Below are 20,754 nucleotides of genomic sequence, written 5' to 3'. Positions count from 1 at the left end.
GATGTGTGCCATGTTTTGAAGTTATGTACATCAGTGGCCTGCGGGTGGAATAAGCTGCCGATTCGATAGGGATTGCACCATTATAGTGCATTACTTGCACCAATTCTGTTGCTTGAAGTCTATTCGTTGTTGTCAAACAACAAAAGCCTGCCGCTATCGACGAATCGCGGAGTATTGCTTTCGTTCAAAATAATTCTCTCCGTTAGGGAAAAGAGCGGCTAGGGGGGGGTATCCGAAGCATTTCTGCAGGCCTATTTTCCATATGGCTTTCGTAAAAGACCAAATGTAGCTTGGATCCGCGTCGCATAAGTCAACGAAATCAGAATGTTGAGATGCAGTCTAACCTGGTTTTTGTGATGCCCGCTTCAAAGGGTAAAGCTGGGCGGAATTTCGGGTGTATTGATGACATGTTCCTTATTAATCCCGTGCCTGCGCAAAAAGGGCGGTACCAAAATGAAGCGCCGTGCGCCAAGTTGGTGCTTCAAAATGGGGATTGCAAACGGGTTTCATAAAAAGTCTTTTAATAACAATTGATTATGTGTTGGCATGTAACGTGCTTGTTCGCTCGTGAAGTTAATGACAAGTCGTTTTGGGGGAATTAACCATGAGAGGTATCAATTTATGAAACTCATAACAGCAGTTGTAAAGCCATTCAAGCTCGACGACGTCCGTGAGGCGTTGTCCGAGATTGGCGTATCCGGGGTGACGGTGACCGAAGTCAAGGGCTTTGGCCGTCAGAAAGGGCATACAGAACTCTATCGAGGTGCCGAGTACGTCGTCGATTTCTTGCCCAAGGCCAAAATCGAAGTGGCGGTGGGGGATGCCTTGGTCGAGCAGGCGGTAGAGTCCATCGTCAAGGTGGCCAACACCGGCAAAATCGGCGACGGCAAGATTTTCGTCACCAATTTAGAGCAGGTTGTCCGGATCAGAACCGGCGAATCCGGCGAAGACGCGCTTTAATCCAGCAAGGGGAAAAATTATGAAACATTGTGTATTAGGTCTGGTGTTACTGGCGCTATTCGGTGTTACGGACCTGGCGATTGCTCAGGAAGCCGCCGCGCCCACCGTCAATAAGGGCGATACGGCCTGGATGATCGTCGCGACATTGCTGGTCATACTCATGGTGATTCCGGGGCTGGCGCTATTTTACGGTGGCATGGTGCGCGCCAAGAACATGTTGTCAGTATTGATGCAGGTCTTCGTGATTTTTTCGCTGACCGCGATTTTATGGGCCTGCTACGGTTACAGCTTGGCCTTCACCGAAGGCAACGCCTTTTTCGGCGGCCTCAGCAAAGCCTTCTTGAGCGGTATCACGCCGGATTCGATGGCGGGCACCTTCAGCAAAGGGGTTTACGTGCCGGAATTCATTTACGTGGCATTCCAGTTGACGTTCTCCGGCATCACGCCGGCGCTGATCGTCGGTGCGTTTGCCGAGCGCGTGAAGTTTTCCGCCGTGCTGGTGTTTACCGTGATCTGGTTCACGATCTGTTATTTGCCGATGGCGCACATGGTCTGGTTCTGGGCCGGTCCCGATGCCTACACCGATCAAGCCGCCGCCGACGCAGCTGGCGCAACCGCAGGCTTTTTGTTCCAAAAAGGCGCGCTGGATTTTGCCGGCGGCACCGTCGTCCACATCAATGCTGGCATAGCCGGTTTAGTGGGTTGCTTGATGATAGGCAAGCGTATCGGCTACGGCAAAGAGTTCATCGCGCCGCACAGCCTGACCATGAACATGGTAGGCGCATCGCTGTTGTGGGTGGGCTGGTTCGGTTTCAACGTGGGCTCCAATCTGGAAGCCAATGGGCTGGCGGCTTTGGTATTTCTGAACACCTTGTTGGCGGCGGCTGCCGCGACCCTGGCCTGGGTGGGTGCCGAATGGCTGGTACGCGGCAAGCCTAGCATGCTCGGCGCTACTTCCGGTGCGATCGCCGGTTTGGTAGCCATTACCCCGGCCTGCGGTTGGGCGGGCCCGATGGGTTCGATTTTCCTGGGCTTGGTGGTTGGCGCGGTTTGTTTCTGGACGGTCACCAGTTTGAAACACAAACTGGGTTACGACGATTCCCTGGATGCCTTTGGCGTGCATGGTATCGGCGGCATCATCGGCGCGCTGGGCACTGCGGTAGTGGCGAGTCCCGCGCTGGGCGGCGCCGGGGTTTGGGACTATGTCAGCAATGCCGTGGCCGAATACGACATGGCAGCGCAATTCGGCAGTCAAGCCTGGGGTGTTGCGGTCGCCATCGTCTGGTCCGGCGTTGCCTCGTTCATCGCATACAAGATTGCCGATGTGCTGGTGGGTCTGCGCGTTGAAGAAGCCATCGAGCGTCAAGGTCTGGATGTAACCGAACACGGCGAATCGGCTTACAACCTCTGATTTTCGCCGCGGCTCTTATGATAAACAAGGGCGCCTCCAAGGCGCCCTTTTGTCGTTTTGGTAACTCTATGATTGATAAGCGCTATATGCCGGTCAAATTGTAGGTTTTCGAGGAATTCTTTATCATGCGAGCAGTGGGCAAAAAATCATTATCAACTTAAATATATGGGGAATTTATGAAACTCATTACCGCGATCATCAAACCCTTCAAACTCGATGATGTCCGGGAAGCCTTGTCGGACATCGGTATCTCGGGCGTTACCGCGACTGAAGTGAAAGGTTTTGGCCGGCAAAAAGGCCATACCGAACTGTACCGTGGCGCCGAATACGTGGTCGATTTTTTACCCAAGGTAAAGCTTGAGATTGCAGTCGCCGAAAGCGCCGTCGATCAAGCCATAGAAGCCATCGTCAAGGCCGCCAACACCGGCAAAATCGGCGACGGCAAAATCTTCGTCACGAACCTGGAACAAATCATCCGTATCCGGACCGGCGAAACCGGCGAAGATGCGATTTAACCGTTAATCGAATCCGCCGATAGCCCCGCAAAAAATCGCCAAGTCTGTGAGACCTTGGCGATTTTGTTGTTTAGGCCGTCGGTTTTACCTATTTTGACCCACTATGATAAGAAAAACCCACACCCCCTTTTTCTCGGCTCTCACCGCCTCCATGTTTTCTCAAGCGGTCGTCGCCGAAACCTTGAATCCCGCCAACACCGCCTGGGTATTGACGTCCAGCGCCCTGGTGCTGTTCATGACGCTACCAGGCCTGTCATTGTTTTACGGCGGATTGGTCCGCAGCAAAAACGTATTGTCGGTATTGATGCAATGCTTTGCGATTACTTGCCTGGTATCGCTGCTCTGGCTGGCCGGCGTTTACAGCTTCGTGTTCGCCGACGGCGGTAGTTGGCAGCCTTTCATCGGCGGTGGCGGCAAGAGCTTTTTGCCCGATATGGGCACGGCAAGCCTGACCGGCGATATTCCGGAAACCGTGTTTTTTATTTTTCAAATGACGTTTGCGATCATCACGCCGGCCTTGATCGTCGGCGGCTTTGCCGAGCGCATGAAATTCTCCGCGATGCTTTGGTTCAGCGCGTTGTGGCTGATTGTGGTGTACATGCCCATCTGCCATTGGATGTGGGGCGGCGGTTGGCTGGCGTCCTTGGGGGCCAAGGATTTCGCCGGCGGTATCGTGATTCACGTCAATGCCGGCGTCGCCGCGCTGGTTTCGGCCTTGGTGTTGGGGCGCAGGCGCGGCTTTCCGACCGTGGCGATGCCGCCGCATAACATGACCATGGTCGTGACCGGCGCCGGCATGCTTTGGTTTGGCTGGTTTGGCTTCAATGGCGGCAGCGCGTTGAAGGCGGACGGCAGCGCCGGCATGGCCATCGTCGTGACCCATATCGCCGCCGCCGCGGGATCCTTGACCTGGATGACCATCGAGTGGCTACGCTTCGGCAAGCCCAGCGTATTGGGCATCGTCACCGGCATGGTGGCCGGCCTCGGCACCATCACGCCGGCATCGGGCTACGTCGGCCCCATCGGCGGCCTGGTGATAGGCATCACCGCCGGCGCGGTATGCTTTTATGCCACGCAATACATCAAGCGGATGTTGAAAATCGACGATTCGCTGGACGTATTTCCGGTGCACGGCGTGGGCGGTTGCATTGGTTCAATCCTGACCGGCGTGTTCGCCGCCGAAAGTTTCGGTGGCTTGGGATTGAATGGCGTCAGCATGGCCGATCAGGTTGGGGTACAGGCGCTGGCGGTATTGGTCACCGTGGTCTGGAGTGGTTTGTTCAGTTACTTGTTGTTGAAACTGATCAATGCTCTGATCGGTCTGCGCGTAACCGAAGACGAAGAAGTGCAAGGCCTGGACATCGCTCTGCACGAAGAGACCGGCTATCACAACCTGTGATCACACCTCTGGCGGGTTACAATAGGCTTTTGTTGGGCGAACAGGCCGAAAACGGCTGGTTCGCCCGTCCCAGCATTCGAGGAACATATGCCTATTACGCTAGACCAACTGGAAAAAATCGTCCGTGCCGCGGGTGACGTGGCGATGACTTACTTCAATGACATCGACAATCTTGCGATCAACAAGAAAAGCGCGCGCGATTTGGTGACCGACGCCGACGTGGCCGTGGAAAACTATTTGAAGCAGGCGCTCACCGAGCAATGTCCGGAATACGGTTTCTGGGGCGAAGAAAGCGGGCAAACCGATAATCAAAAACAGCGCTGGATCGTCGATCCTATCGATGGCACGCATTCCTTTTCCAAGGGTCAATATTACTGGAGTGTCAGCGTGGCACTGGAAATCGACGGTGAATTGGTCATGGGCGCCGTTTATGGACCGGCGCTGGACGATTATTATTGCGCCGAAAAAGGCAAAGGCGCCTGGAAAAACGGCAAGCCCATCAAGGTGTCAGGCGAAACCAGCCTGGCCGATAGCATGGTGGCTACCGGGTTTGCCTGCTTGCGGCAATATCTTAAGGACAATAACCTGGAACGTTTCGGCCGCATCGCCCAAGCCACTACCGGGCAGCGCCGGCAAGGGTCGGCCGCGTTTGATCTATGCATGGTGGCCGATGGTCAGGTCGATGCGTATTGGGAGCAGGAACTGAATCTGTATGACGTCGCCGCTGGTGCTTTGATTGTTCGGGAAGCGGGCGGAACCATCACCGATTTCAAAGGCAACCCCGGCGTATTCCCCAAGCAGATTCTGGCCACCAACGGCAAGCTCCTGGATCAGATTCTGCCGCTGATGTGATTTGACTCGCGCATGCATGCAGGGCTCAGAATGATACCTCCGTAAACTGCGCCTTGGGCGTCAACACCTGCAATTTTCTCAGCTGATTCAATTCGATTTGCTGTTTTTGACCGGTGTCGATGACCAGGTATTCCCGTTTGTCGCAGCCGATCAAGGTGTCGATGGCCTTGCCTTCGATGCTCGTCTGATCTTTTAGGGTGAGTTTGACCTGGTAGTGATACATGCAGGCGATTTCGATGAAATCGTGCAAATCGCAGGCTACGGAACAGTTACTCATGTCGGTCTCCCTGAAAATGTTGATGGATTGATTTTAGCGGTAGCGCGGCTTAGGTGGCGTTGAGATGAACAGCGCAAAATAGCCGACAAAGCTTATCAGCGTCAGCCAGTTAAACAAACTGGCGAGGCGGCGCAGCGTCGGATTGGCTTTTTTGACGATGGCAAATTCATCGACATAAATCGTTTCGCAGGCGCCCTGGCCGGTATCGTCGCGAGTCGTGCTGGTGCCTCGAGTATAACCGCCGGTATGATTGATATATTCGGCCAGCACGCCTTTCAGCCGGATCAGGTCGCCGGGTTCGGCTTGCATCAAGGCGGCCTTGACCTTGTCGTCATCGCTCACGATATGGTTATTCGACAGCGCGTTCATCGTGAACAGGGTTCTGGTTTCTTGATCTGGCCAATAAGCCCAGCAGGTCCAGCTGTCACTGTCGAATTTCATCCGTTTATACACGCCCGACTCGACGTTTTTACCCCAAATCACGCATAGATCGCGCACATTGATGAAATCTCGCCAACGCTTGTGATGCCAGATATTGGTAAAACCGTCGGCATTGCTATAGCTGACGACCACACCGTATAGCTCGTAATCGAATTTGGGATGAATCGTGTATTTCAGTTCATTGGCCTCTATCAGAAACGAATCCCGGTCTGTTTCGGTTTGTAGCGGCGGTTCCAACAAGCTTTGGTCGTAATAAGCAGGCTCTGGCCAAGCGTCTTGATGAAAATGCAGGATGCCGGCGATGCAGGCGCAAAGCAGAAACAGGTATTTGGTTATCCGTTCAAGGACCGGGTTGATGAGCATGGCAGTAATTTGGATAAAGCCGCGGGGTGGAAGCGTCAACTTGAAAACATGCGGGCAGTATAGAGGCTCTTTTGGATAAACGGGATCGATATTTCGCTCGTGCCTTACTTGCATATTCATCCCGCCATTGAGCGAGACAGCGTGTCCATGCAATCGCTAGAGACGATGTAAAAGGGTCTGGCTTTGTTTCCAAACCACTTCGACCAATGGTACTTCCCACTCATCGACCTTGCTACGACCGTGATATTCGACGTTGCCGTCTTCGTGATGGCGTTTGAGCAGGGCGATGACAGTGATGCGTTTTATGTGAGGCAATCGCTCTTGCCAGATGGCGTGGGCTGCACGGGACAGGCGCGCGATAGTCTCCCCTTGGGCCTGCAAACTCAATTTACCGTGTTGGTTAGTCAGGGTCAGCTCGTCGCCAGGGCGCAAGTTTGTCAATTGGCGATGAATGGAGTGCTGCGGGTCAAAGCTGCCGGCATAGCCGAGATCCAGCTCCTGCAGGCTCATGATGTGGTAAACCAGATCAAGCTCCACCGCTTGTGGCGTTAGTATGGGGGCGGTTCTGACTAGCAAGTAATCGCCTTGGATTTCAGGCAAAAACGGGTTGTGCCAATCCAGGCGACGCATCAGGCATAAGGTTTCCCTGGCCCGGGTCATGGCGACATAGAGTAGACGGCGTTGTTCTTCCAAATCCTGCCTGGTCCAGCCGCCGTCCACGACCATTACGTGCGCAAACTCCATGCCCTTGACGGCGTGTACGGTGCTGAGTAATACACCGTTACCCCATCGCCGTTCCCGGCGCTGTTCGGCCAGGGTTTCGCAGAGGTATTCCAGGGTTTGCCGGTTGCTGACTTCGGCGTCGGCGGTTTCCCGTTGCCAGTCTTGCAACAGGTTTTGTAATTGTTTGGCCCAGGTATTTTCGCTATCGGCTGGATATTGATCGGTCAGATAATCCAGCCAGTACGAGGCCGAATTCAACGTATTGCCGGCCTGTTTTAGAGCCTGCAGCAGATCGGCGTTCTCGCGGATGCGGAATGGGCTGGGATTGGCAGTGTTCGGCAGCATGATGCTGGGCGGAATGCCTTGCCGTTCCAGTTCCGCCCGAATCGGGTTCAGCAAGCGCCATTCTCGGGCTAGAATCGCGCATTGCGACCAGTCCAAGCTAGGGTCCAATTGCCGCAGGCGCTGTAGTTCATGCGCCACATTCAGGGCTTGAATGGATTCGTTGGCCACTTCGATTTGTTGTACCCTACCGCGCGCTAAAGTATCCAGATGGTGCCAGCGGCCGCCAGCTTCCAGGTTTTTACGTTGGCGATTGATGCGGATAGGCTGTTGCTGCTTCATGCGATCGCGGTTGTGGGCGATCAGGGCATTGGCGGCGGCGATGATGTGGGCGCTGGAACGGTAGTTCTCCAGCAGATAATGCAACTCGGCCTGGTAATCACTTTGAAATTGCTTGATGAAACCGACGTTGGCGCCGCGAAACTGATAGATGTTTTGATCATCGTCGCCCACGGCCAGTATCGTCAGCTTGGCGTCATCGTCGGCGGTGCGTCCGGCGATGGCGGAAATCAGCCGGTATTGTTGCTCATCGATGTCCTGATATTCATCGACCAGGATATAGCGGTAGCCGGCCAGCAGGCGATCGCGGCTTTCGTCGGCTTCCAGTCCCAGTAGCGATTGTTCGCCCAGCAATAACTTGATGGCGTTTTCGATGATGTTGGCGAATGTCAGTTCGCTCTGCTCGCCGGCGTTACTCAAGGCGTGACCAGTCAAGCGCAAGGCCAGACCGTGATACGTCTGTATGGTGACGCCCTTGGCGTCGTCGCCAACCAGATCGCTCAAGCGTTTGCGCAATTCGGTGGCGGCGTTGCGGTTGAAACATAAGATCAGCATGCTGCGGGCCGGTACGCGTTTGACGCGCAGCAGGTAAGCACAGCGATGCACCACGACTCGCGTCTTGCCTGAACCGGGGCCCGCCAGGATCAGGGTATTGCGGTCTTCGGCGCCGGCCACAAGCGCGATTTGTTCCGGATTTTGCAGGTCGGAGACGATGCGCTGAAACGATTGCTGGCTGGTCGCGCGCTCGAGTATTTCGCGGCGATCGGCGAAATAACGTTTGACGAATTCGGTCTTGTCCATCGCGAAATAAGCCACCACAAAGGCCAGCGCCTGACCGATTTTTTCCAGGCCGCGGCGGGCGTATTCGTTCATTACATGGATTTGAAACACCCGTTCGCCGTAATGCTGAGACAATGGCTGATAATCGCCCTTGTTATAGCGGCGGGTTTTGGCTTCCGGCAATACCCGTATCGTCATGGCTTGCCGGAATACCGCCAAGCCTTGTTGCAGCGTGATGATTTTTTGTTCGTGCAGAAAATTCAGCGCCCGTTCCACGGCGGCCAGATGATCCTTGACTTCGCTAGCCGCGACCAAATCCTGCTTCAACGCGGCCATCAACTGCTCCGCGGAAAACTCCACCAGCAGATCGGCGCCGGCTTTGGTGTCTTCAGGGATGTTGGCGAGGATACGATCCAGCGCGATCTTGGCGATGGCCTGGCGCTTTTCGGCGGTGGCAATCAGGGCAGGCCAGCCGCGGTTCAGCTTGACGGCATATTGGTCCAGGCCGCGATGGCGCAGGGTTAGACTGCCTTTGTTGCCGGCCAGTCCCAGGCCGTCGCGAGCCAGACTGTTCAACAACAAGCGCAGCACTTCCGGGTTGCTGAGGCTATGGCCGTGATCCAGCAGATGCTGGTTGACATGGCGCAGCGACAGCAGCTGCCAGTCATTGGAAGCTGCGTCCGGGGCTTGCTCCCGCATGGCCTCTATCATGGCCCGTTCCAGTGGGCAGATTTTTTCCAGCCTGAGTAACGATGAATCGGCGATCTTGTAGCGCACGAAGGCGGTCAACAGCAGGTTTTGCTGGATCAGGCCTTGGGCGGTCATGTCGTACAGGGTGCGGATCACGCGCTGGCTGGCGGTCTCCCCGGGCTTGTCTTGGTCGGTGGCGGCAAATTCACCCAGCAAGGCCAGTTCGTCGGCACTGAAGCCTTCGTCGCTGTCTGCGTTGAACAGTTGCTCCAGGATCGCCAGCCAGCGTTTTTGCTGGCGCTGCGACAGCCCCAGTTTCTCGATTTTGCCTTTGGCTTCGTCCAGGTCTTTAACCAGTGGCCGGCCTTGAAACACCTGGGTGCGGTTTTCGTTGCGTTCGATGAAACCGGCCCGTTCCAGCCAGGATACGGCGGTGATGATCTTGGTGGCGGCGTTGCGATCGTCACTGTCGAATGAAGTTTCGATGTTGTCATCCTGCAGGATTTCACCACTGGTGATCACCACGTTGCCGTTTTTATCCTTCTTGCTGCGGCGCAGGCCCCGCAAAATTTGGGCGATGTCGCGCTGATCGATTTGCGAGGCGGCCGACAGCTTGAACTGGGTTTCGATGTCGTGTTCATCAAACAGCAACACGCATTCGGCAGCTTCCCGGTCGCGTCCGGCCCGGCCGGCTTCCTGCAAATAGTTTTCCAGAGAGCCGGGGATGTCGGCGTGTATCACCAGGCGTACGTTGTCCTTGTCTATGCCCATGCCAAAGGCATTGGTGGCGGCGATCACGCGTATGCTGCCGTCGATGAAGCTTTCCTGGATATGACGCTTTTCGGCGGCATCCTTGCCGGCATGAAACGCCGCCGCCTGCCAGTTTTGTTGGGATAAGAATTCTGCAACGTCTTCGGTGTTCTTCTGGGTGGAGCAGTAGACGATGGCGCTGCCTTCGGTTTGATCCAGGCGCTCGCTGAGCAATTGCTGAATGCGCGCGTATTTTTCGTTGCTGCCGATGGTTTGCACTTCGAATTGCAGATTGTTGCGTTCGACACCGCCCTCGAATACCGCCAGTTCCTGGGCCAGATAGGCGCGGAAATAGTCGATGATTTCGTCCCTGACATCCTGTTTAGCGGTGGCGGTGAAGCATTGCACGGGTGGCACTATGGCGTTTTGCTCGGCGGCGAATTCCTGGATGAAGCGGGCCGCGTACAGATAATCCGGGCGGAAATCGTGGCCCCATTTGGACAGGCAATGGGCCTCGTCGAACACCCAGCAGCCGATTTCGCGTTGGGCGATGGACTTACGGAAGCCAGAATTGCGTAACTGTTCCGGCGATACATACAGTATGGCGATGTCGCCCATTTGTATCGCCTTTAACACCTCACCGCGTTCAGGCGGCGTCAGCATGCCGTAAAGGGCTGCTGCGCTGGGGGAGCCGGTTTTGTTGCGCAGGTTATCGACCTGATCTTTCATCAAGGCCTGCAACGGGGAAATGACAATGGTCAGTACCCCGCGCCGTTGATAACGCACCAGGGCTGGTAATTGAAAACACAAGGATTTGCCGCCACCCGTCGGCAGCACGGCGAACAATGGCGTATCGGCCATCGCCGCTTGCACGATTTGTTGCTGCAAGCTGCCGCCGTCGGCGGCTGGTGGCTCGTTTCTGAAGGCTGGGAAGCCGAAATAGCGGGTCAATTGCGCCACAGGGTCGTGAACTTCCTGGCAATAGCTGCAACCGGGTTTGCCGCACGGGATGTCACGCAGTTGGCGCAGGGCCGGGGCAACATCATGAAAAGTCTGGCGTACCCAGGGAGGTAAAACGGAATTGCCGCCGGCTACCCGCAACCAGGCCAGGCAATAGGCCAAGGCAGGGCGTTTGCGCGGGTCGGGCAGATAGGACAGGATGACCTTGTGGAAGGCCGTCTCGCAAACTTGGCCCCGGCACAGGGCCTTGAACAAATCGAAGGCCTGCGAGGCATTGATGTCCAGGGCGCCGAGTGCTCGCAAACATTCCCTGAGTCCCGTGTATTGGTCTGCGCCGGAAAAGGCATAGTGATAAAACGACAGTAAATCTTTGGGCTGTGCGGCCAATGCAAGCCATTGATCTTGCAATAGCGATTCGGCCAGCTTGGCATCCAGCAACGGATCGTTCAGGCCGTCGCGTACCAGTTTGTAATCCTTGACCAGGCGATGGTAGGGATTTTCCGGAAAGGCCAAAGGCGACAGAAACAAGGTATCTACAACGGGTTTTTGCAGATAAGACAGATCGGGTGATAAAGACTTGCACACCGGCAAATCGTGACCCAACAGGTTGTGGCCGAGCAAAAGGTCGGCATGTCGCGCGAAAGCATCCAGTTCGCGTAGAACCTGGTTCAGCGAAAAAGGGGCGCTGCGTTGAAAGACTTGATTGTTGAAGCGGGCGGCGAGCGCGAAGATTTCGCCGTTTTCGTTGGTTTCAATATCCAGGCTGCAACAGCGCTTGAAAAAGCCTTGCCAGTCCATGGAAGTGAGGATGCCGAAAAGAAAGGGAACCGCTTCGGCCATGTGGCCGAAGCGGTAAAGCGAAATCAGGCCTTGGCCATTTCCGCGCGCATTTCGTCGATGACGGCTTTGTAATCGGGTTTGCCGAAGATTGCGGAGCCCGCGACGAAGGTGTCGGCGCCGGCGGCTTTGATCTCACGGATGTTGGCGGTGTTGACGCCACCGTCGATTTCCAGGCGAATGTCGAAACCGCTGTCATCGATGATTTGTCTGGCTTGACGCAGTTTTGGCAATGCGGACGGCAGGAAGGATTGGCCGCCGAAGCCGGGGTTGACCGACATCAACAGAATCATGTCCACTTTGTCCAGGACGTGTTCCAGATAAGACAGCGGTGTAGCCGGGTTGAATACCAAGCCGGATTTGCAGCCGTGGTCGCGGATCATTTGCAGCGAGCGGTCGATGTGTCTGGACGCTTCCGGGTGGAAAGTGATGTAAGTGGCGCCGGCTTTGGCGAAATCCGGGATGATGCGATCGACGGGGTCTACCATCAAATGTACGTCGATCGGCGCGGTGACACCGTGCTTGCGCAGGGCTTCGCAAACCAGAGGACCAATGGTCAGGTTAGGCACAAAATGGTTGTCCATAACATCAAAATGCACGATGTCCGCGCCGGCTTTTAAAACGTTGTCTACTTCTTCGCCCAGGCGAGCGAAGTCGGCGGATAGAATGGAAGGTGCAATCAAGTCAGCCATTTTTTTGATCCTCGTTGGTTAAAACCCGGCATTATACTTTTTTTCTAGCAAATCACTAAAGCTCTGCTTGTAGGCAGCAAAAGTCAAGCCTGTTTGTCGGTGCAATGTTGCGCGTAAAAGTATGCAAACTCGGCGGCCGGTAAAGGCGGGCTGCTGTAATAGCCCTGATACAAGTCGCATTGATGCTTTTGCAAAAAAGTCATTTGTTCGGGGGATTCCACGCCTTCGGCCACGACCCGCATGCGCAGATTCTTCGCCATCGCGATGATGGTGGCGGTAATTTCCATGTCGTCGCTGTGCCTTGGGATGTCTTCGATGAAGCTTTTGTCGATTTTCAAAACATCCAGCGGGAAGGATTTCAGATAGGCCAGCGACGAGTAACCGGTGCCGAAATCGTCTATGGCGAGATGGACGCCCAATTCATGCAGGCGGTTCAATATGTCGATGGCTTCCTTTTCCCTTTTCATCAATATGCTTTCGGTCAGCTCCAGTTCCAGCAAATGGGCCGGAAAACCGGTTTTTGCCAATGTTTTTTCGATGACCTCGCAGATGTCGCTATGCAGAAACTGTTTGGATGAGAGATTGACGGCCAGCCGCAACGGCGGCAAGCCAGCATTCAGCCATTCCTTGCCCTGGCTGCAGGTGGTTTCTATCACCCAGTTGCCGATCACGGTAATCAGGCCGGTTTCTTCCGCAATCGGGATGAAGCGTAGCGGCGGTATCATCTCGCCGTCGGCGGTTCGCCAACGTATCAGCGCCTCCGCGCCGATTATCTTGCCGTCCGTTACCCGGAATTGAGGCTGATAAAACAGGCTCAATTCTCCTCGTTCCAGGGCTTGGCGTAAGTGGAACTCGGTCTTGATGCGCTCGCGCGCGGCCAGGGTGAGTTCTTCGGAAAAGTATTTGAAGCAATTGCGTCCGTCGCCCTTGGCCTGGTACAGCGCGGTATCGGCATGCTGCACCAGTTCGGCGGCGGTGGTGCCATGATTGGGGTAGAGGGCGATGCCGATGCTGACGCCTATCCTCACTTCATGGCCGCTGGACAGCGTCCAGGATTCGCTCAATGTGTTGATGACGTCCTCGGCGATGCGGGCGGCGGATTCCGGTTGCGTCAGCTCTTCCAGCAGGATCACGAATTCATCGCCACCGAGGCGACAGATCGTATCGCTCTCGCGTAAGCGTTTGCGCAGGCGCTCCGCCACCATTTGCAACAAGTCGTCGCCGGCGTTATGACCAAAGCTGTCGTTGACGTCCTTGAACCTGTCCAAGTCCAGCATGAGCACCGCGATTTGGTGGCCGTTGTCGTGTTTGCGTTTGACGGTGTCCAGGCTGTGTTGCAGCCTCGACATCAACAGCATGCGGTTGGGCAGCTTGGTCAGCGGGTCGTGATGGGCCAGGAATTCCAGTTCCTTTTCCGAGGCCTTCAGCTTGGTGATGTCGGCAAATACGCCCACGTAATTGCTGATTTCGCCCGCCTGGTTGGTGACGGTGCTGATACTGAGCAGCTCGGGATAAATTTCGCCATTTTTGCGCCGGTTCCAGATTTCGCCTTGCCAGTGACCGCTCCGAGAAATCTCCGACCACATGGCCGTGTAAAACTCGTGCGAATGTCGCCCCGATCGTAACAGTTTGGGGGTTTGACCGACGGTTTCCTCCGAACTGTAGCCTGTGATCTCACAAAATGCCCGATTGACGCGTTGAATGATGCAATGCGCGTCGGTGATCATGACGCCTTCGCGGGTGGTTTCGAAAACCGCGGCGGCCTGACGCAAATGTTCCTCGTTGCGCTTGATGTCGGTGATGTCGGTGATGGTGCCTACGTATCCGAGCAATTGCTCGCGCTTGTCATACTCGGGTATCGCGCGGCCGATGACCCATCTGATCGGGCCGTTGGCATGTTGAAAGCGAAATTGACTGCTAAACGCCGTGCGATACAGGATGGCGTGTTGCCACTCCTGTATTACCCGTTGCCTGTCGTCGGCAAAAAGCGCCTGTTGCCAGACTTCGTCGGAGACATCGGCGACATGCGCGCCGCTAATTTCGCGCCAGCGTTTATTGACATATTCGTAACGTCCGGATAAGTCGGTCTTGAAAATGCCGACGGGGGCCAACCGGGCGAGCGTTTGAAACAAGGCCTCGCTTTGCTGCAGCGCGATTTCGGTGTGTTTGCGGGCGGTGATGTCGCGCAGGCCGATAACATACGCCGGGGTTCCTTCCCAATCGAACGGCTCCGAGCGCATTTCGGCCCAGGCAAAGCCGCTACGGCGAATCAGGTTGATGTCCTGCGGTTCGTGGTTGCGGGTCGTAATCGGAATGGCGAGGGTTTGTCCGATGATGCCTTCCCGTTCCAGTAAGCGTTCCGTGGCATGGTTAGCGTACAGCACGATACCTTGGTGGTCGACCACCAAGATACCGTCGGTGATGGTATCCAGGATTTGGCTGAGTCGTTTCCGGGTATCGGTCATGCCACTTTGAGTGCCGTCAAATGATAATGGTTTGTACGCCCGAGCTGTCCGATTGAGTGGTAATGGCGGCCATGACGGACGACATGCGCGACAAATCGCCCAATAGTTTCAATACGGGTTTTGGAATGTCGCGCACCAGCATCGGCGTGGCAAAAATTTCCTTTTCCAGCGCTTTTTCCGGCATACCCAATACTTCGACGACATCGAACACCCAATGGCCGGGTTCGTAAATACCGGCCAGTATCGCGCTGATTTGCTCGACCAACCGCCGGGTTTCCTTGTTCAGCGAGACCACATACAGGGTCAACACTAGCTTGTGATGCGAGGCGCGGTGTGCTTCCTGCATCTTGGATGCATGCACGATTTGGGCGATGTTGCGAATTTGCGAGGCGGACAACGGTTTGCTGGCCAGCTCAAACGTCAGGCCTTCTTCGTGTGCCGCTTTCAGTTGATCCATGAATTCGGTCGCGAAGGCAGTAACGATGTAAACGTTTAGCGTCTCGTCCAAGTTCTTCAGGCGGCGCAGTGTTTCGACGCCGTCCAGGCCGGGCATGCGCAGATCCAGAAATATCAAGTCCGGACGTTGGGCTGCGACCATCTCGAGTCCCTGAGCGCCGCTTTCCGCTTCGTGCACGCAATAACCTTCTTCCTCCAGAATGAGTTTGAATGCGCCGCGAACCGCCGGGTCGTCATCTATCACCAGAATGTTGTTTAGCATGGTTTGTCACGGTCTACTGTGTTAAGGAGGTTAGCGCGTTATTATCCAGGTAACTTTACTATTTATCTATCGATTCTGTGGGAATTTTAAATAAATACGACAACCTTCGCCTATTTTACTTTGTACGCTGATTGAGCCGCCGCTGTCCTGGACCAGGCGTTGCGTTACGGACAGGCCTAGTCCCGTGCCCTTGCCGGGCGTCTTGGTGGTGAAGAACGGGTCGAACATGCGGCTTTGTATTTCATCGCTGATGCCGGGGCCGTTGTCTGTAATGATGAGTTCCACAAAATTACCGGTAGCCAGTGCCGCAATGTGGATGGTCGGATTCTTGGTGTCGGCCAGGGCGTCGCGAGCATTGATCAGCAGGTTGACCAGAATCTGTTGTAGCGTTTCCGCCGTGCAATCGATGTCGGGTAAATGCTCGGCGAGTTCGATTTGTACGCTGATCGCGGTTTTGCGTAATTCGCCCCCCAACAGTAGCAGGGTTTGGCCCAGGACTTCTTCTATCGAACAATGGCCTGTCGGCAGCGACTTGGTCCGCATGAAGACCAGCATGTTGGAAACGATCTTTTTGATGCGTTGCAGTTGCTGCATGGCCTGAGCCAGAATGTCCCTGGATTTGGGATCTTCGCTACGGTCGGCGACGAATTCGACGAAATTCATCACGCCCATCAAGGGATTGTTGATTTCGTGCGCCACCCCGCCGACCAGGGTGCCGATCGCCGATAGCTTTTCCATTTGCAGCATGTGTTCCTGGTTTTCCTGTAATTGCATGTAAGCGACCCGGGTTTTTTCCAACAGATTGGCGTTTTCCAGCGAAATGGCGGCTTGGGCGGTCAATAATTCGGTCATGCTGATTTTTTCCGGCGTAAACACGCCTTCCGCCAGACGATTTTCCAGGTAGAGCAAGCCGATCAGTTTCGTCTGCTTGATGACGGGCAGGCACAGAACGGAGCGTAGGCTCAGGGTTTGCACTTCCGGCGCGCTCTGGAAGTCGCCCTCGTTGATGGCATCGCGCAAAACGACTTTTTCATGGGTGCGCTGCACATAATTGATGATGGCCAGGCAAATACCGCGCACCTTTTTCAATGGATAACCCCGCAGCGTGATCTTGTGTTTCTTGCCCACGTGTTGTTCGGCGGTTACCAGCCATTCGTCGTCTTGCTTGATCAGCAGATAACCGTGTTGCGCGCCCGAGCTTTCCAGTACCACGGCCATGATTTTCTGCATCAAATGGGGTAGGTCGATTTCGGCGGAAAGCGCCAATGCCGATTTCATCAGGTAATTGATGTCCAGGCTGGGCAGGGTCGCGTGCGAACCGTCGTCCGGCTTGGCCCTGGCGCCGGTTTCGGGGGGGGCATATTGATGCTGCGCTTGGAGCAGATTGTTCTTGGCGTCGGCCCGGCACTGGCGGTAATACCGGCGGGCTTCGCCGAAATACAGTTCCGCATCGCCCAGCGGGTGATTGGAGAGCAGTTCCGCCAATGCCTGAAACAAATGGCCGGTGAGCAGGCCATAATTTTGCGCCTGGGAAAGGGCGATCGCATCCAGATATAGATTTCGCGCCTCGCGGTAATCACCGCGCTTCAGCGTCAGTTCGGCGTGAATGAATGCCAAATAAGGCTTCAGTAGCGGACCCAGCTTGGCCCAGACTTGCAATTGGGCCAACAGCGGATGGATCGTTTTGTCGAGTTCGCTTTGTTCCAGTTTTTCCGGTAGCCGCAGCCGATTCAAGATTTGGAATACATACCACATCCGTTTCAGCACGTTATCCGTCATGCCGTGCAGATAACGCTCGACGTTTTGCAAGGATTGCGCCGCGGCGGTGTAATCGCCCAGGTAATATTGGGCAAAGCCGAGCAAAGCGAAATAGCTGCCGGAAGCGGCGACGTAGTTATCGCGCGCCCAGCGTTCTAGGGTGTCGTGCATGTCGACCGGCTGATAGCCCGGCTTCATGGGTTCCACCCAGCCGGCCAAAACCGCTTCGGCCAGCCCGACCGAAAAAGTCAGCTGATTTTTGCGGGAAAACTGCAGGCACTCCTCCGCGACGTCTTCTATCCAGCGCAGGTTTTTGCCCTGCACCACCAAGTTCCACATCAACGGGCCGTAGGATAGGCCCGCGTTATACAAATCGCCGCAGTTTTTACCGGATTGTATGGCTTTATGCGCGTAATCGACGATCTCGGCCGGATGGCTGCGGGTATGCATGTTGCACCAGACGATGCCGTTCATGCCGCGGGTGGCGCCAAAGGTGTTGGGGTATTTCGCGCACAAGTCGTGGGCCAGGTCTTGATAGCGGAAGGCTTGTTCGAACTGGCCTTGTTCGCCGAGATTGAGTCCCATGATGGAAAACGAATAAATCACCGATTCGTCCATGCCGCCTTCCAGGCAATGCAGCGTGGATTGCGCGGCCGACAAATACAGTTGCGGTACTAGGCCGCACATATACAAATCGGGGATCAGTTCGCTGTAAAAGGCCAGTTCTATCTTGCTCTTGCGTTCTTGCGTAAACGGCATATGCAGGATTTTGTCCCAGACGTCACCCTGACGCTCTATTTGCGTCATCAGTTCCTGCATGCGTTGTCGCGCCCGTTCGGCATCGGAGGGTATGGACTTGTCGAAATAGGCCAGGCCACGATTGGCGGTGGCGATGGCCTGGTTGAAATTGCCAAACGAAGACAACGAGGTGGTTTGCTCCGCCAACGCTTCCGCCTTGTCCAGGTCGCTATTGGCTTGCTCGATCAAATGGTTCAACAAGCGCTCGGAGTGTTCGTAGCGTCCGCACATCAAATTGGTCTTTGCCAGCCGTTGATAAATGCGAAAACTCAGCTCATAAGCGTTTTTCCAGCAATTGTCCGGCAAATAGTCGTGCGCTTTGAGGAAAAATTCGTTGGCGGCGTCGCTGGCGAGCGCATCCAGCGCCTTGTTGCCGGCGTGGAAATTGATGTCGGCCAGCCAGTAGGCGGTCCCGGTGTCGATGTCTTGCGGGCAGCCTTGGTTCAGATGGGTGGTTATGGTAAATAAATTTTCCAGGCTCTCCAGATTGCTACCCACGGGTATCTCCGACAATAGCCGCTTGCCGATGCGCCAATGAATGCCGGGGCGAGTCTTGGCGTCGACCTGGCGCAGAACCGCTTCCTGTACTCTGTCATGCACGAATTGCAGATCGGCTTTGCTCTCGAGCAGCAAGCTCAGACTCAATACCGGTTTCAGGTCTTCGAACAACTGTTCGATACGCATATCCATTACCAGGGTGACTTCGCTGGCGGTAAAGCGGTTTCCCATGCAGGCGCAGTGATTCAGGATGTGCAGGGTTCTGGCCGGTAGTTTGCTGACTTTGGTGCTGAAGAGCTCCACCACGTTGGTCGGCATTTGCGTATCGCGGATGCGCTTCATATCCCAGGTCCAATGCTGATCGGCGTCGGTGTTCAACAGGCCCTCGTTATACAACCAGGCCAGGCTTTCGCTGACGAACAACGGGTTGCCCTCGGTCAAATGGGCGATGAAACTGGCCAGGTGGGCGGTGGCATGCGGCGGGGAATCCAGGATATAGGACACCATTTCATGGCAATGGTCGTCGCTCAGGGCTTCCAGGCGGATTTCCGCCAGCGGTCCATTGTCTTCTTGCACGCTGTGTATCAGTTTGCTCAACGGATGAGCGCTATCGACTTCGTTGTGCCGATAGGCGCCGATGAAAAACAGATAGGGGTGCTCGTGGTGGTTGGCAAACAGGTTTTGCAAAAAATCGAAAGTCGCGGTATCGCACCATTGCAAGTCGTCGATGAACAGTACCAGAGGATTGTTTTCACTGGCCAGACAGCCCAGAAATCGGCCGAATAAATTGTTGAAGCGGTTGCGCGCTTCCACCGGCGGCAGATGTGTCGGTTCGGGTTGGGCGCCGATGATGAATTCCAGTTCCGGCACCACGTCGATGATCACGCCGCCGTTGTTTTCGACCGCTTCCAGGATTTTTTCCCGCCATTGCGCGACTTGATCGTCGCTTTCGGTCAAGAATGTACGGATCAGATTGCGCAGGGCCTGAATCAGCGAGCTATAGGGAATGTTTTTTTGATATTGGTCGAATTTGCCCGAGGTGAAATAGCCGCGATTCTTGACCAGTGGTTTCTGTAGTTCCTGAATCAGCCGGGTTTTGCCGATGCCGGACAGGCCGGATATGAATACCGAACGAAATTGACCAGCCATGACTTGCCGATATACGTCCTGAATCAAGGCGCTTTCGGTTTGCCTATCCACCATCTTGGAAATGAAAATCACCCTGTGGCTGCGATCGTACTGGCATAGGGAGAAATCGGAGATGCGGCCGGACCTGGCGTATTCATCCTGGCAACGATGTAAATCCGCCAGCAGGCCGGAGGCGCTTTGATAGCGTTTTTCCGGTTGCTTCAGCGTGAGTTTGGCGATGATTTCGGCCAGGACATGCGGTATTTCCGGATCGATGTCGTCGGCCTTGGCGGCTTCCTCGGCCAGATGCGAGTGAATCAGCTCCAGCGGGTCGCGCGAGAAAAACGGCAGCCGGCCGGTCAATAACTCGTAAAATACGATGCCGAGGGAATACAGGTCGGTGGAAAAATCCACCCGGTAGTTGATGCGCCCCGTTTGTTCCGGGGAGGTGTAGGCCAGCGTGTTGCGGACGAACTCGGGATCGTAAATAAAGTGACTGACGTCGCGGATATCCAGGGGCGTGATGAAATCGGTCAGTCTGATGCTCAAGGTGCCGGGTTGCACCAGAATATTGTGCGGCTTGATGCCGCCATGGGTGATGCCGGCGGCATGCACGATCTGCAGCGTATCGGTCAACGCGCAAGCCAGGGTAAAAAAATCCTCCAGCCTGATTTTTGCCTGTTGCCCCGCCCATTGGTTCAGCGGAAGTCCGCTGAACCAGGGTTGCACGATGAAATGATGCTCGTCGGTGCTTTCCAGGGTGAGCGGGGTGCAGACCCGCGGGTCGTGCAAGACTTTCAGGCGTTCGATTTTTTGCCGCAGATGGCGGGATTGATCTTCCCAGCTGGAGAGCAACTTCAGACACTTGATCACCAGCGGGTATTCGGGCACGTGCTTGTGAAACCCCTTGTAAACCAGGGCTTGTAGACTTTCGCCGAGCTTTTCCACCAAGGTATAGTTGGCCAAGCGCGGCTCATCCAGCATTTCCCTGTTTTTTTTCGTGATTTCCAGCATATGGTCAACCTGCTTTCGCGTATCGATGGGCATCAGTCATGGTAAAGCGATTTTTTCGGCAAAACCAGCGGAATGACTGTTTATAATCTGGGTTTTGTCGATTT

Annotated in this window: 12 protein-coding genes; 5 read left to right on the top strand and 7 right to left on the bottom strand. The window is 55.2% G+C overall.

From position 1 onward, the window contains the following. Window positions 1-621 precede the first annotated feature (621 nt). From NM686_RS16440 to NM686_RS16420, 5 genes are all read left to right on the top strand, one after another. Complete coding sequence (locus tag NM686_RS16440; protein WP_255188934.1) at window positions 622-960, top strand: P-II family nitrogen regulator; 339 nt, start codon at window positions 622-624, stop codon at window positions 958-960. A 19-nt stretch (window positions 961-979) separates the two neighbouring features. Continuing rightward, a complete protein-coding gene (locus tag NM686_RS16435) occupies window positions 980-2,371 on the top strand; it encodes an ammonium transporter (protein WP_255188933.1) in 1,392 nt (463 codons plus the stop codon). A gap of 176 nt (window positions 2,372-2,547) precedes the next feature. After that, window positions 2,548-2,886, top strand: a complete 339-nt coding sequence (gene glnK, locus NM686_RS16430) for a P-II family nitrogen regulator (protein ID WP_255188932.1) — start codon at window positions 2,548-2,550, stop codon at window positions 2,884-2,886. Window positions 2,887-3,037: 151 nt separating this feature from the next. Further along, window positions 3,038-4,285 (top strand): ammonium transporter, encoded by a 1,248-nt coding sequence (locus NM686_RS16425; protein ID WP_255188931.1) that lies wholly within the window; start codon window positions 3,038-3,040, stop codon window positions 4,283-4,285. Between the two features lie 87 nt (window positions 4,286-4,372). After that, window positions 4,373-5,137 (top strand): inositol monophosphatase family protein, encoded by a 765-nt coding sequence (locus NM686_RS16420; protein WP_255188930.1) that lies wholly within the window; start codon window positions 4,373-4,375, stop codon window positions 5,135-5,137. A 25-nt stretch (window positions 5,138-5,162) separates the two neighbouring features. Here the strand turns inward: NM686_RS16420 and NM686_RS16415 are convergent, their stop codons facing one another. The 7 genes from NM686_RS16415 to NM686_RS16385 all read right to left on the bottom strand — a co-directional run bounded on the left by NM686_RS16415 (window position 5,163) and on the right by NM686_RS16385 (window position 20,650). After that, window positions 5,163-5,414 carry a Rho-binding antiterminator gene (locus NM686_RS16415; RefSeq protein WP_255188929.1) on the bottom strand — a complete coding sequence of 84 codons (252 nt, stop codon included), beginning with the start codon at window positions 5,412-5,414 and terminating at the stop codon, window positions 5,163-5,165. A 33-nt stretch (window positions 5,415-5,447) separates the two neighbouring features. Then, window positions 5,448-6,218: a hypothetical protein gene (locus NM686_RS16410; protein WP_255188928.1), complete on the bottom strand. Its 771-nt coding sequence runs from the start codon at window positions 6,216-6,218 to the stop codon at window positions 5,448-5,450. Window positions 6,219-6,374: 156 nt separating this feature from the next. Next, window positions 6,375-11,540 carry a RecQ family ATP-dependent DNA helicase gene (locus NM686_RS16405; RefSeq protein WP_255188927.1) on the bottom strand — a complete coding sequence of 1,722 codons (5,166 nt, stop codon included), beginning with the start codon at window positions 11,538-11,540 and terminating at the stop codon, window positions 6,375-6,377. A 65-nt stretch (window positions 11,541-11,605) separates the two neighbouring features. Further along, window positions 11,606-12,271 (bottom strand): ribulose-phosphate 3-epimerase, encoded by a 666-nt coding sequence (gene rpe / locus NM686_RS16400; RefSeq protein ID WP_255188926.1) that lies wholly within the window; start codon window positions 12,269-12,271, stop codon window positions 11,606-11,608. Between the two features lie 83 nt (window positions 12,272-12,354). After that, window positions 12,355-14,736 carry a sensor domain-containing protein gene (locus NM686_RS16395; protein ID WP_255188925.1) on the bottom strand — a complete coding sequence of 794 codons (2,382 nt, stop codon included), beginning with the start codon at window positions 14,734-14,736 and terminating at the stop codon, window positions 12,355-12,357. Window positions 14,737-14,752: 16 nt separating this feature from the next. Beyond that, window positions 14,753-15,454, bottom strand: a complete 702-nt coding sequence (locus NM686_RS16390) for a response regulator (RefSeq protein WP_255188924.1) — start codon at window positions 15,452-15,454, stop codon at window positions 14,753-14,755. Window positions 15,455-15,520: 66 nt separating this feature from the next. Continuing rightward, window positions 15,521-20,650 (bottom strand): ATP-binding sensor histidine kinase, encoded by a 5,130-nt coding sequence (locus tag NM686_RS16385; protein WP_269021867.1) that lies wholly within the window; start codon window positions 20,648-20,650, stop codon window positions 15,521-15,523. Window positions 20,651-20,754 lie beyond the last annotated feature (104 nt).

This window comes from Methylomonas rapida (assembly GCF_024360925.2).
GTDB classification, from domain to species: domain Bacteria; phylum Pseudomonadota; class Gammaproteobacteria; order Methylococcales; family Methylomonadaceae; genus Methylomonas; species Methylomonas rapida.
This window is presented reverse-complemented; position numbering and strand designations above follow the sequence as displayed.

Bases quoted from the DNA above. Each gene is read 5' to 3' on its own strand.
- NM686_RS16440 (WP_255188934.1), top strand. From the start codon at position 622: ATGAAACTCATAACAGCAGTTGTAAAGCCATTCAAGCTCGACGACGTC.
- NM686_RS16435 (WP_255188933.1), top strand. From the start codon at position 980: ATGAAACATTGTGTATTAGGTCTGGTGTTACTGGCGCTATTCGGTGTT.
- glnK (WP_255188932.1), top strand. From the start codon at position 2,548: ATGAAACTCATTACCGCGATCATCAAACCCTTCAAACTCGATGATGTC.
- NM686_RS16425 (WP_255188931.1), top strand. From the start codon at position 3,038: ATGTTTTCTCAAGCGGTCGTCGCCGAAACCTTGAATCCCGCCAACACC.
- NM686_RS16420 (WP_255188930.1), top strand. From the start codon at position 4,373: ATGCCTATTACGCTAGACCAACTGGAAAAAATCGTCCGTGCCGCGGGT.
- NM686_RS16415 (WP_255188929.1), bottom strand. From the start codon at position 5,414: ATGAGTAACTGTTCCGTAGCCTGCGATTTGCACGATTTCATCGAAATC.
- NM686_RS16410 (WP_255188928.1), bottom strand. From the start codon at position 6,218: ATGCTCATCAACCCGGTCCTTGAACGGATAACCAAATACCTGTTTCTG.
- NM686_RS16405 (WP_255188927.1), bottom strand. From the start codon at position 11,540: ATGGACTGGCAAGGCTTTTTCAAGCGCTGTTGCAGCCTGGATATTGAA.
- rpe (WP_255188926.1), bottom strand. From the start codon at position 12,271: ATGGCTGACTTGATTGCACCTTCCATTCTATCCGCCGACTTCGCTCGC.
- NM686_RS16395 (WP_255188925.1), bottom strand. From the start codon at position 14,736: ATGACCGATACCCGGAAACGACTCAGCCAAATCCTGGATACCATCACC.
- NM686_RS16390 (WP_255188924.1), bottom strand. From the start codon at position 15,454: ATGCTAAACAACATTCTGGTGATAGATGACGACCCGGCGGTTCGCGGC.
- NM686_RS16385 (WP_269021867.1), bottom strand. From the start codon at position 20,650: ATGCTGGAAATCACGAAAAAAAACAGGGAAATGCTGGATGAGCCGCGC.